Raw genomic sequence first — 12,589 nt, forward strand, 5'->3', positions numbered from 1 at the left:
ATGTTGGCTATTTTATCTAGGTGGAAAGGTGCGAAACGCACAAACTACAGTTGCGAATGTAGCATGGCAGAGGTTTTAATTAGTAACGCGAACACTCCGAACTTCAAACTTTCATGCAAATTAACCGAATAAAAAACTTTGAATTGAAAAACCAAAAAAATGACCCAAACATTATCGAAACCTGTCGAAACTCAAATCAAAACCAAGTACACTATAACTTGGGAAAAATTACCAGAAGACTTCAAATTACCAGACGAGCCAGTGGAAAACATCGACCAGCCACTTTTAGCCGCCGCCCTCAGAGAATCCTTGGAAATTGCAGGATTCATTTTAGCTTCAATGCTGATAGCTTCCAACTTTGGACTGTGCGCTAAAGTTAACGACAAAACCATAGTAAAAGCACCGGATTGGGTGTACGTGCCCTCAGTATTGCCCGCCGAACCGGGAGAAATTCGCCGCAGTTATACTCCCAATGCAGAGGGAGAAGTACCGGCAGTAGTGATGGAATTTTTATCAGATCCTGATGGCAGTGAATATTCAATAAAACCGACATATCCTTACGGAAAGTGGCGGTTTTACGAGCGAATCTTGCAAGTGCCAGTTTATGTAATTTTTGAGCCTAAGTTGGGAGTATTGGAAGCGTACAGACTCTCAGAGTCTGGAGAATATGAACTGCAAGAACCGGATGCTAATCAGCGATTTTGGATAGAATCAATGAATTTATTTTTGGGGGTTTGGGAAGGAGAAAAATCTCAGAGGAGCGGTTATTGGTTGCGCTGGTGGGATGAGAATGGCAATTTGTTGCTGTGGGGTGTCGAACGGGTTCAGCAGGAACAGCAGCGGGCAGAACAGGAACAACAGCGGGCCGATCGACTTGCAGAGTATTTAAGAAGTCAGGGTATCAATCCCGATGAAATTTGAAGGTGCGGGCAAACCGCGCACGCGATCGAATTAATGGTAACTAGAATAGGTGATTGGATTGAGAAACTTGACAAATATTTGATGTTGTGTATGCTCTAAAAACTTCAAATTTTAAATGGGAGGGGCGATCGTTTTGCGATCGAACTTGGGCAATCTAGAGATAGGTACTTTGTAGGAGTGCCTGGAAAACAGCCGCGCTAAGGGTTAGCAATGGAAAGTATACAGAAAAAATCTAGCGATCGTCGGGTGGTCAATAAGAGCGATCGAACAAAGCAGATTTTTGCGTTAGTATCGATGGTAGGTTTTGCTGGTTCTGCGATTTTTGGTATTGTGAGTCTGTTCAGCAGCGGTTTGAGCAGCCAGCATCAACAAAAACCGGTGGCTGCGGTAGTCTCCCAGGAGTCTCTGCTGGCGGAGCAGGAACGGGGATATGAGACGGTTTTGCAGCGGGAACCTCAGAATCTGACGGCTCTTGAGGGGTTGGCCAATGTGCGGTTAGAGATGAATAATAAGGTGGGGGCGATCGAGCCTTTGGAGAAGTTGGTGAAGCTAAATCCCGGGCGATCGGATTATAAGTTATTGTTGGGGCAGGCGAAGGGGAAGAAGTAGCGGAAAGGGCGATCGGACCATCGGACGATCACGTTTGCCTTAAAGTTAAGGGTCGATCGATTTTTTGGTAGGGGCGATCGATTTGCGATCGAACTTGGGCATTCAAGGGTTAGGTGCTGTGTGAGTGCCGGGAAACTACCAGGGCAAAGGATGGGTGATGGCAAGATAGAAATCCTCCGCTCAAAAATCAAGCCATAAAAACAGAGAGAATCTACATGAAAAATCAACTTTACTCAAAGGAATTCTACAAATCTCTGCTAACTGGTTCGCAGCAATCAGCTAGAGAAATTATCCCTCTATTTATGGAAATGGTTCAGCCTAAGAGCGTTGTTGATGTAGGTTGCGGTACAGGAGGTTGGTTAGCTGTATTTAAAGAACTTGGTATCCAAGACTATTTGGGGATAGATGGCGAATATGTAGATCTCAAAATGCTGCAAATCCCCCAAGAAAATTTTTTAGCATTTGACCTTAAACAACCGTTGCCAATAGACAAAAAATTCGATCTAGTAGTGTCATTGGAAGTAGCTGAACATCTGCCCTTTGAAGTGGCAGAAATGTTCGTTAATTCTCTAACTCGTCTGGGAGAAGTTGTGCTTTTTTCAGCAGCTATACCTTTTCAAGGAGGAGTAAATCATATTAATGAACAGTGGCCAGATTACTGGGTAAATATTTTCCAAAAACAGGGGTACGCAGTTGCAGATTGCTTGAGAAAAAAAATATGGAACAACCCAAAAGTTGAGTTTTGGTACGCTCAAAATATTCTAGTATTTGCTCAGCAATCCTGTCTAGAAAAATATCCTTTACTGGCCAAAGAGGTGAGAGAAACAACTATCGATATGTTAGCTATAGTACATCCCAATGCTTATAGAAATGTTTGCTGGGCACTTGAACGCGAGAGTCAGCAGAGAAGCTCTAACAATTATGACGTTCCATTTGCTTACTCAGGTCAACAAATGGTTGGATTTGAAGGTAAGAACGATCCGAATATTGCGAACTCTCAAATCACAAATCAGATCGATACTCAAAAGCTCGTTCAAGTCAGCAGTCAATTGTCCGAGTCGCCAATGCAAAGTCTTTCGGTTTGCATGATTGTTCAAAACGCTGAGAAAACTTTGGAGATTGCCCTCGAATCTCTTGATGGTGTTTATGACGAGCTAATAGTTGTTGACGGTGGCAGTACCGACTCCACCTGCGAAATTGCCTTGCGTTATGGAGCCAAAGTTATAAGCTCAGCTTGGACAGGCAATTTTTCTGACCAGCGGAACGTGTCTTTGAAAGAAGTTAAGACTGATTGGGTTTTTATTATCGATGCAGATGAATTTATTGACCTAAAAACTCTGGAGTTTTTACGTTATGTAAAAGCTAATGGTACTCAGTTAGATGCCGATCACTTTTTGATTACCAGAAAGTGGATTAGTCCATTCAGTAAAAAATATTACGTTAATAGCCAGCCTCATTTTCCCGATTGGCAATGTCGCCTTTATAAATATGACAAAGCTCTTTTTTACAGTGGACAAATTCATTGTGTGATTCATGGGCTAAAAGAGCGAGGTATAAGTTCTCTGGAACTTGGTGTATATCACTTAGATTTGTTAGTCAAGAGTGAATCTCAAAGACAAGAAAAAGTTCAAATATATATGAAGGATAATCCTAGAGATGGGATGCCTCATTACTATATACCCGACATCACGCAGCTAAGTTTACAAGAATGGAATTATCAAGATTTACTGCCTGAAGTTCCGAAGTTACTCAACGCTATGGCGATGAAATGCAAAGTTTGCGAAGCCGATTCCCATCATTTGGCCCAAGGTAAAGTAATGGGTAAATATGATGTTGATTATTTTCAATGTTCAAACTGCGGATTTGTTCAAACCGAAGAACCATACTGGCTAGACGAAGCCTATTCTCAACCAATAGCAAGCAGTGATGTTGGCTTAGCATTCAGAAATTTTTCATTTTCAAAAATTACCCAAAATTTATTATTTAACTTCTTTAATCATCAAGCAAGATTTCTCGACTACGGGGGTGGCTACGGTCTATTTGTCAGGCTGATGAGAGATGCGGGATTTGACTTTTACTGGCTAGACAAGTTTTGTCAAAATATATTTGCTCAAGGATTTGAGATTGACGCAGCCACAAATAACCAATTTGAATTAGTGACGGCATTTGAAGTATTTGAGCATCTGGTTCACCCCATATATGAGCTGGAAGAATTGTTAAAAAAATCCCGAAATATTTTACTGAGCACAGAATTGCTGCCAGAGAGCAATCCTAAACCTAATGAATGGTGGTACTATGTGCTTCACGAAGGTCAGCACGTTTCTCTTTATACAGCTAAATCTCTTTCAATCCTTGCTGCCAAGTTTAACCTCAACTTCTACTCAAATGGTTCGTCTATTCATTTACTAACAGAAAAGCAATTGCCGGAAGATTTATTTGAGCAATTGGCAAAAGGAGAATTAGCAGCGGCTAAGAAGGTGTCGCTTTTACAGAATGACTTCTTAAAAGCTGTTAGCAAAATTACTCATATTCAACAAGAAACAAAGATACAGCCTGCGGAAATAGAAGAGGACGGCGACTCGCAAAGCGGGTTAACAATACTGGTTGACGGTGTATTCTTTCAAATTTACAGAACAGGAATTGCCCGCGTTTGGAGGTCGCTGCTAGAAGAATGGGCGGAGAATGGTTTTGCCAAGCATATAATTGTATTGGATCGGGTGGGAACATCGCCAAAAGTTGCGGGAATTAGGTATTGCACCGTGCCTGCTTATGACTACAGTAAAACTGATGCTGACCGGGAAATGTTACAGCAAGTATGTGATGAAACTGGTGCAGACTTATTTATATCCACTTACTACACAACACCTTTATCCACTCCCTCTGTATTCATGGCATATGACATGATTCCCGAAGTTTTGGGGGCAAATTTGAATGAACCAATGTGGAAGGAAAAACATCATGCTATCCGCCATGCTTTAGCTTATATTGCTATTTCAGAAAACACAGCCAGTGACTTAGTAAAGGTTTTCCCAGAAATTGCTCATAAGTCTGTAACTGTAGCTCATTGTGGAGTTCAAAGTCTTTTTTCACCTGCTAGTCAAGAAGATATTAAGGGTTTTAAAAATAAGTATGGGATCTCAAAACCCTACTTTATGTCAGTAGGTGGGGCGGCGGATTATAAAAATAGTATCTTGTTCTTCAAAGCTTTTGCTCAACTTGCCAGCAAACAAGGCTTTGAAATAGTATGTACCGGGAGTGGAGTTGTATTAGAAGAAGAATTGAGAAATTACACTTTAGGTACTGTAGTTCATAAGCTTCAGCTCAATGACGAGGAGTTGAGATTAGCTTATGCGGGTGCTGTTGCATTGGTTTATCCATCCAAGTATGAAGGATTTGGTTTACCTGTGCTAGAAGGTATTTCCTGCGGTTGTCCCGTTATCACTTGTCCTAATGCCTCAATTCCCGAAGTGGCGGGAGAAGCAGCTTTATTTGTGAATGATGAGGATGTGGAGGGGTTAACAGATGCACTTTGCGAGATCCAAAAACCCAAGGTTCGCAACTCATTAATTGCGGCTGGGTTGGAACAAGCTAAAAAGTTCTCTTGGTCAAAAATGGCGAAAACGGTTAGTTCAGTGCTGATTGACGAAACTCTAGTGCGTTTAAACTTGAAAGAGATTAATCTAATTGTTTTTCCCGATTGGTCGCAACCAGAAGAGTCTCTTGGTTTAGAATTGGAACGAGTGGTGAGGGCGATCGCAACTCACCCAGACAAAAGCAAGATGACTCTCTTAATAGACAACAGTAACATTTCTGAGGAAGATGCTAATCTCGCTTTGTCTAGCGTGGCGATGAATCTTTTAATGGAAGAAGATTTAGATGTTTCTGAGGGACCAGAAATTTCACTAATTGGACAGTTGAGCGAAATTCAGTGGTCAGCTTTGATACCTCGACTTTACGGTCGAATAGTATTGGAGAATGAGAGTAGAGAGGCGATCGCAGCCGTGGGATATGAAGAAATCCCATCTTATCTACTGGACAGTTTTACGAATATGTAATCTTGACAGAAAGGCTCATCAATTATTGTATAGCTGCGATTACTATGAACAGTGATATGTCAAACTCCCAACCCCATCTCCAACTAAGTTTGGACAGACCTATATTTTTCTATTGCTGTGAAGGAGTCTATTCACCTCCAAGTATATGTTTAGCGGAAGGCCTGAAAGAACTGGGAATACCTTTTTATTCAAACATCAATCATTGGAAAATTGACCCCGATACAGAAGAATATTTATTTTGTTATGACCCAAGTGTGGCTCATCAAGATTGCTCGATAGTGATTTTGGACTTCAGGTGGTTCATAAACGCTACATCTTTTCCTGAAAATCTATTTTACTCAGAGCGAAAATATGTCACGGTCTGTCTAGATGACATGGATGGTTTTACAGTCTGGAATCCACATTTAGAAAACTTCGATTTTAGATTTAGAACTCACTACAACAGTAAATCTATATATCCTTCAAACTGTTTAAATTGGGTTTTTGGGCTTTCTAACAGGATACTTCGAGAAACTAGCAAAATAGAAAAAATTCAGGACAAAAAAAGACGCTTACTTGTTAACTTTCGCAATGATCACGTGCAATTGAACTACACTAAAACTGTACTGAAAGTTCGCCAGGGTTATTTATGGGTTGAGAGTGGGGTGATGATACTAGATAAGCCTCTAAGGCAGATTGTTCGCGAACAATTCTTGCCATTGATTCAACATATTTTACCGCAAGATGATACGGCTGAGGATTTTGATAAATCTCCTTCAGACAGTTACCACTACTTGCAGTGGCAGCAAACAGGTCAACGCCATTATCCGAGTTACTACCAGCGTTTGAAGGAATCTGTGGCTTGTGCGTGCTTTGGGGGTGCTGTTACCTCCAGCTATTTCACAGGAGAACCCATCGTAGAATGGTGGGATAGTTGGCGTTTTTGGGAGTCATTGGCGGCTGGGTGCGTAACGTTTCACGTAGATTTTGATAAGTATGGAGTTAAACTGCCAGTAATGCCAGAAAACTGGCGGCACTATGTAGGAATTGATTTAGACAATATGCAGGATACTGTCGATCGCATTGCTGATGACCCAGGAATTTTAGAAAAAATCTCTGTGGAAGGTCGGCAGTGGGCTATTGAAAATTACTCTCCTGTTCCTACAGCTTTGCGTTTTTTGGAAATGCTCGGTTGTTACACTCCACAAAAGCAGAAAGGAAAGGAAAATGAAGGTGAAGGAGCAATCTTTTCAGTGGGAATTAACTTAACAGAGGTTAACTTAATTATTTTTCCAGATTGGACGAAACCGGAAGAGTCTCTTGGTTTAGAATTGGAACGAGTGGTGAGGGCGATCGCAACTCACCCAGACAAAAGTAAGATCACCCTGTTAGTAGCTAGCAGCAATTTTTCTGACGAAGATGCTAATCTCGCTTTATCAAGCGTGGCGATGAATCTTTTAATGGAAGAAGATTTAGATGTTTCTGATGGACCAGAAATTTCATTGATTGGACAGTTAAGCGAAATTCAGTGGTCAGTTCTGAGGCCGCGCCTACATGGGAGAATTGTATTGGAGAATGAGAATAAAGAAGCGATCGTGCAGGCAAAAGCGCATAACATTCCTAAATTTGAGCCAGACAGTTTTATACAGGAGAGTCATTGATAAATCCAGGGAATTTGTGCCGCAACTCGCTGCACAAATTACTAAGCCCGACAATCATAATCAATCATGACTGTCAAGATACCTTTGCCACATTTGCTCGTAAGCTTTCTCCATCTCTCGCGTAAACTGCTGACCATTCCACAACGGAGCAGTGTGTCTTGACTGTCGCAGTCGGGAGGATATTTGTTGTCGCAAAACAGTATCTTTTCCTAAACGGATTCCCCACTCGACATATTCTTCATCAGTCCAAGCAATTCCCTCTGTTATCCCTACATTCATCATCATCGTGTAACTGTTGCGACTGGAAAACTGCTGACCCACCCTCGTCACTAAAGGAATGCCCATCCAAAGAGTTTCTAATGTAGTTGTAGCTCCGTTATAGGGATAAGTGTCAAGCACCACATCAGCAATACCTAAATTAGCGCGGTGAATTATTTCTGTTGCCACTATGGGCAAGAATCGCAAACGATCTGCGTTCACTCCTTCTGATTCTGCTATTTCAGTAAAGAAGTTTTTGAGTGATTCTTCATCTCCTAAACCTTTAACTAAGAAATAGCTATTTGGTACTGCTTTAATAATCTGCATTTGCAAGCGTACTGTGTGGGCATTGTATTTGTATCCTCGCTGAAAACTTACGTATGCAACTGCATCGTTAGGAATATTTAATTGATCCCGCCGCACCCTTGGAACGTCTAATTCAAAGCCATCTACTGCAATGTAGCTTTGGGGCAAACGCCAGATTTTTTCAACATAGTAATCTTCGGCGGATTCAGGCAGCACATAAGGGTCAGCAATAAAATAATCAATATTTGGTATGCCCGGTGAATCCCAGCCCAGCCAACTGACTTGTATGGGTGCAGGTTTAAGCATCATAATCTCGCAGCTAGTATTCAGTGTCAGGCTGTCGAGATCGACCAAAATATCAATCTCATCCTCACAAATTAGCTCTGCCACTTCAGGACCTTGCAGCCCTAATTTCCGAGCTTTGAAAACTTTCCCTGTGTACCATTCCTCCAAAGGGTCCTGGGTTAGTTTAGACTCAGACCCAAGTAAATAAGCATAAATTTCAAAGCGATCGGGATCGTGATACTCGAAGACCCATCGTGCTAGCCAGCCTACAGAATGGCGGCGCAGGCAATAGGACAGATATCCAATTTTTAAACGTTTTTTAGGAACATCTGTTTTTACCGCAGAAGACAGTCGCTGGCGGCACTTTTCTATTTGCTCCTTAGCATAATTAGGAACATTCGATTGGCAAATTTCTGCTATCTGACGGCGAATTTGTATATTTTCCTGCGGTGTATCCTGAAAGTATGGGTAGAAAAATATCGAACTAAATAAACGAACTGTAGAGCTTGAATCGAGATCGGTTGGTTGCTGCTCGATTAGCTCTGCCACTAGAGATTTGAGGGTCTGAAATGTTGAGTAAGCTTCATCGGCATACCCGCCCGCCGTCATCATACCGCGAATAATTAAGTGACAAGCATACACTTTATCGGCTAGCTTTTCCATTACCGAATAGGCAAACTTAGCCATTTCTATCCCCTTTGCAGACTCACCTACATCTTGATAAAAAGAAGATAAAGTAAGCAGCAACTCTGGATGCTTTTGATCTAAGCGCAAGCCGAGTTCGGTGAATTTAACGGCCAGGGGAAATTGGCGCCCTAAATAAGCAATTCTATAAACAAAATGGATTAAAGTATCAATAAAAATTAGTGGCTCCTGGGCATGAACCAGACAAGCTTCTGTCAATTCCAAAGTAGATGGGTGTAGAGGAGCGTAATCTAAGACACTCTTCCACAATTGCATGAGCAATTCATGGTTGATCGATAAAGGTTTGTTTGAGTTGAGCAGTTCAATCACGCCCAAAGAATGAGGCTCTTCGCCAGTATAAGCGTCAAGCAATATAGACAGTGCCATTAAATGCAGCAGGTTGTGCAGATTAGCAGGGTTGATTTCCCGTAAATGCTGGCGCACAGCCCAAGCCACGGCATAGTCTTTTCGCAGTCGCTGCCGTTCGGCTTCGGCTTCGAGCAATTCTACCAGTTCTTGAGTCCACTGCTCGATTTCCTCTGGATCGCCTTCAGCCATTCCTAACAGCCAGGTTGTCTGAGCTTCTGCCTCCTCTCCCTGCAACAGCAACATCAAACCTAATTGCCAGTAGTAGGACTTAACATTTGGTTCCGCTTCAATTGCTTGTTCGTAGAGTAGCGCAGCCCGAGTATAATTCTCCTTGAGCAAACATTCCCTTGCTTCTTCCTGCCAGTCAGATGCAACAGCCAATAAGTTATCAGAATTCATAAGCTAAAAAATCTACAAATATACCTAAGTTAAATAAAACTTTTGACTAAGCTGCAACAACCTGATTTACTTCTAACTTCGCAATCATAGGTATTATAAACAATTCATCCATATAATATGTCGTAAAAAGCGGGTAGCATACTGAACTCTACCCGCTCTTTGATGGATTGTTGGACTCAGAAATTACTTAGTAACGAGAGTCTGGTTTGTTGCATCGCACTTGGTATTTTCCCGTGCAAGTGTAATTGCTGTTGGACCTACGTTTTGAACAGCAGTTAGCTGTTCACAAAGGATTGAACTAGTACCGTCTCCCTCACCTGCGGGAACAAAATATATTGCGCCTGCATATGCCTTAATCGAAGCGCCTAGAGGTGTTGCCGCCATAGTCACGCCTCCGCTGGCAGGAACAACACTACTTGCACCCACGTCATACCGATAATTGTTAGTTGCAGTTTTGATACCCAGACCCAAGCTAGGGACATCAGTTGCGAACACCGTTCTCTCTGCAAAGTAAGCTTGTTGACCTTTGTTCATTGAACTGAGGTACTGTTTGGCTTCTGACTGCTTGGCTTTACTCGCTTGGCTAAGGAAAGAAGGCAAGGCAATAGCTGACAAAATACCGATAATGATAATAACAACCAGCAGTTCAATCAGGGTGAAACCTTGCTCCTGTCTTCTTTTGTTGATGTGTTGCAGGAACTTGGCTTTAAATTCAGTCTTCATAAGTCTTTTCTCCGTGAGGGGTGGGATGCTTGATTTCTAACTCTTATCTGTAACTTACCCAGTTATCGGCGCTTTAATATCACCCCAAACTATTTTTTTTTTCAACTCCTGACTCTAAGGCTCCAAAAGCACATACAGAAAGACTTCCAGCCTAGTCAACAGTTCCTTGACTTCCTCAATGGCACTCTGATCACTAACAGGCTCTAGGTTAACAGCCATCTGGGAGCGGATTTGGAGCCACTTTTCCACCAGGGACACCACAGACTGTGGCCCCTCCCACAGAGGTAGCAAGCAAGCGGCCATTGTACTCTCGATCGCCACCGGCGCTAGAGTTGGCACAATAATATAACGGCTAATCTCAAACGCAGTCTGACTGTCAATGCAATTACTCAAGTCTTCCCTCACCTGGGAAGTCATCAGTTGAGGGTGCAGGTGTACCCGTGCTTCCCGCCATTGAGCCTCCGTCCATTCCGCAACGGGCACAAAAGCCTGAGTTCGATTTGGATTGCCGCACCAGAAATCAAACAAACGGTGCAGGGGATGTAACAAGTCAAATAAATGCAGTCGCTCTTCCAGAGAAGCTTCTGGCAGACTCATCGCCAAAAACGGAGGCAAATCATCTGGATCTTTGAACAAATCCATCAAATCCCACCTGCGCCAAGCCACCATATTGATAAACTCTAGATCGGCACCTCTCAACATGGCAAACACTTCAGGAATCGTACAACCTTTATCACCAACTAATAAATAGTTAGACATAATCCATGACTCATTCTGGGCGCGATCTGAAGTCCAGGTAAATGCCTTAAGCCCTACTCCATCTTCTAATGCTTCCATAGTCTCCCGGACTATTTCTATCTCCAATTCTCCCGGAGATCCACTCATTAATCCCATTGCTTTGAAAACAGCTTGAGCGCGAAATACTCCGGCTCTACCATTTGAACTGTGCAGGTTGGTGCGGATGATGCCGTCGGGAGCGAGAACTGACTTCATCGCTTGCAATCCAGCAATAGCATCGGGCAAGAGATACAGAACTTCGTCAGCATTAATATAGTCAAACTCTAACTCTAAACTTGGCAAATCTTCTATTTTCAAAGCATAAAACTCTGCATTAGCAACTCCATGATATTGCAAACGTTGCTCGGCTAGTTTTACAGATTCTTCTGATAAATCGATGCCTACTATTTTCGCTCCCGGATTGGCTAAAGCTAACACTAAGGATTTATAACCGGTGCCGCATCCCGCATCAAGGATAACTTTACCTTCGGTATTGATGACTTTTCTATTTCTGAAGTAGTAAGCAGTTACAAGATTGTGAAGGTAGAGCAATTCACTGTTGTCTTTTGGAGATTGTTCTAGGGGGATTCTGGGATAAGGAGTATTGTCAAATTGCTGGCGAATTTGCTCTATTAAATTAGGTTCTTGATTTTCCATTTTGAATGGTTCCTGATGCTGGTAAATTATGTTTGGTGCTTCGTATTATAAAATGGAAAGGCATTTCATTCACTCGATCGCCCAACCAGCACATCAATGAACACCAACATCAGCCCCATCCTCAAAGTATTCACCCTCTCCGCCGCCCTTTCCCTAGCCATCAAGTACGCAGGGCCTAGCTTATCCATACCCTCCACCGACTTAAACGCTCTCATCGCCGTGCTTTCCCCCAGTCTGATGCTAGCAGCTATCCTCGGCTGGCGGGCGTGGCAACAGACTCAAATCAAGGTGACTGTGAAAAAATAAGCCCGATCGCCCTAACCAGCAATTCCCCTCCTAAACTCCCTCATCGCTTCCACACTCGAAGCCATCAGCAAACAGCGACACAATAAATTAATATCTAAATCTGGCAAAAAAACACTTGCAGAAATTTTAGCATAACCCTCAGAACCCAAGCGATACATAGCCAATACACCATCCTCCCAGAACCAAACCTCAGCAACTCCCAACACTCGATAGCGCTCCAATTTTTTGACAGTACCGCTAGTGAAAACTACTTCGATACATAAATCTGGAGGAGAATTTGGGGTGATGCGTCTGCCAATAAAATAAGATTCATCAGCTTGTACAGACACTATCCCTTTCTCTTCTTGGGGAAAGCTTCCCGTAGGTGCAAACTCAATTTCATTTTCGGCGCAGTAGATAGCCAGCAGCGTACAAATTGTCCTACTAAAAAATTCGTGTTCAGGGGAAACGGCCAAGATTTCTACCTCTCCTCTGTAATAAAACAACTTGATTCCTGGGGACTCAGAAAACCCCTGTTCAATTAGTTTAAACTGTTCCCAGTTAATCCCAGAATGAATGAACCGTTGGTCTAACGATCGTAAAAGTGTCTGTGTCATTATG

9 protein-coding genes are annotated in these 12,589 nt (G+C 42.5%); 5 read left to right on the forward strand and 4 right to left on the reverse strand.

The features are described 5' to 3' along the window. Positions 1–159: 159 nt before the first annotated feature. The 4 genes from QUA01_RS08050 to QUA01_RS08065 all read left to right on the forward strand — a co-directional run bounded on the left by QUA01_RS08050 (position 160) and on the right by QUA01_RS08065 (position 7,225). A complete protein-coding gene (locus tag QUA01_RS08050) occupies positions 160–921 on the forward strand; it encodes a Uma2 family endonuclease (protein WP_333088995.1) in 762 nt (253 codons plus the stop codon). 210 nt (positions 922–1,131) lie between these two features. Beyond that, complete coding sequence (locus QUA01_RS08055) at positions 1,132–1,530, forward strand: tetratricopeptide repeat protein (RefSeq protein ID WP_333088997.1); 399 nt, start codon at positions 1,132–1,134, stop codon at positions 1,528–1,530. 215 nt (positions 1,531–1,745) lie between these two features. Continuing rightward, positions 1,746–5,585 (forward strand): methyltransferase domain-containing protein, encoded by a 3,840-nt coding sequence (locus QUA01_RS08060; RefSeq protein ID WP_333088999.1) that lies wholly within the window; start codon positions 1,746–1,748, stop codon positions 5,583–5,585. 647 nt (positions 5,586–6,232) lie between these two features. Then, a complete protein-coding gene (locus tag QUA01_RS08065; protein ID WP_333089000.1) occupies positions 6,233–7,225 on the forward strand; it encodes a hypothetical protein in 993 nt (330 codons plus the stop codon). Positions 7,226–7,285: 60 nt separating this feature from the next. Here the strand turns inward: QUA01_RS08065 and QUA01_RS08070 are convergent, their stop codons facing one another. From QUA01_RS08070 to QUA01_RS08080, 3 genes are all read right to left on the reverse strand, one after another. Beyond that, positions 7,286–9,526: an O-linked N-acetylglucosamine transferase, SPINDLY family protein gene (locus tag QUA01_RS08070; RefSeq protein WP_333089002.1), complete on the reverse strand. Its 2,241-nt coding sequence runs from the start codon at positions 9,524–9,526 to the stop codon at positions 7,286–7,288. A gap of 183 nt (positions 9,527–9,709) precedes the next feature. Next, the gene (locus QUA01_RS08075; protein ID WP_333089004.1) at positions 9,710–10,249 is read right to left on the reverse strand and encodes a type IV pilin-like G/H family protein; all 540 of its coding nucleotides are present in this window, start codon (positions 10,247–10,249) and stop codon (positions 9,710–9,712) included. A gap of 114 nt (positions 10,250–10,363) precedes the next feature. Further along, entirely contained in the window at positions 10,364–11,683 is a 1,320-nt protein-coding gene (locus QUA01_RS08080; RefSeq protein ID WP_333089006.1) for a class I SAM-dependent methyltransferase, read from the reverse strand. 96 nt (positions 11,684–11,779) lie between these two features. Here QUA01_RS08080 and QUA01_RS08085 point away from each other — a divergent pair, with 96 nt between their 5' ends. Then, positions 11,780–11,989, forward strand: a complete 210-nt coding sequence (locus QUA01_RS08085) for a hypothetical protein (RefSeq protein ID WP_333089008.1) — start codon at positions 11,780–11,782, stop codon at positions 11,987–11,989. Positions 11,990–12,000: 11 nt separating this feature from the next. Here QUA01_RS08085 and QUA01_RS08090 read toward each other — a convergent pair whose 3' ends face one another. After that, positions 12,001–12,585, reverse strand: a complete 585-nt coding sequence (locus tag QUA01_RS08090) for a Uma2 family endonuclease (RefSeq protein ID WP_333089010.1) — start codon at positions 12,583–12,585, stop codon at positions 12,001–12,003. Positions 12,586–12,589 lie beyond the last annotated feature (4 nt).

This window comes from Microcoleus sp. S36a_B3, assembly GCF_036700745.1.
GTDB lineage: Bacteria > Cyanobacteriota > Cyanobacteriia > Cyanobacteriales > Microcoleaceae > Microcoleus.

What these genes read in the sequence shown, in the direction of transcription:
- QUA01_RS08055 (WP_333088997.1), top strand. Translation starts at nt 1,132, where the DNA reads ATGGAAAGTATACAGAAAAAATCTAGCGATCGTCGGGTGGTCAATAAG.
- QUA01_RS08070 (WP_333089002.1), bottom strand. Translation starts at nt 9,526, where the DNA reads ATGAATTCTGATAACTTATTGGCTGTTGCATCTGACTGGCAGGAAGAA.
- QUA01_RS08085 (WP_333089008.1), top strand. Translation starts at nt 11,780, where the DNA reads ATGAACACCAACATCAGCCCCATCCTCAAAGTATTCACCCTCTCCGCC.
- QUA01_RS08090 (WP_333089010.1), bottom strand. Translation starts at nt 12,585, where the DNA reads ATGACACAGACACTTTTACGATCGTTAGACCAACGGTTCATTCATTCT.
- QUA01_RS08060 (WP_333088999.1), top strand. Translation starts at nt 1,746, where the DNA reads ATGAAAAATCAACTTTACTCAAAGGAATTCTACAAATCTCTGCTAACT.
- QUA01_RS08075 (WP_333089004.1), bottom strand. Translation starts at nt 10,249, where the DNA reads ATGAAGACTGAATTTAAAGCCAAGTTCCTGCAACACATCAACAAAAGA.
- QUA01_RS08065 (WP_333089000.1), top strand. Translation starts at nt 6,233, where the DNA reads ATGATACTAGATAAGCCTCTAAGGCAGATTGTTCGCGAACAATTCTTG.
- QUA01_RS08050 (WP_333088995.1), top strand. Translation starts at nt 160, where the DNA reads ATGACCCAAACATTATCGAAACCTGTCGAAACTCAAATCAAAACCAAG.
- QUA01_RS08080 (WP_333089006.1), bottom strand. Translation starts at nt 11,683, where the DNA reads ATGGAAAATCAAGAACCTAATTTAATAGAGCAAATTCGCCAGCAATTT.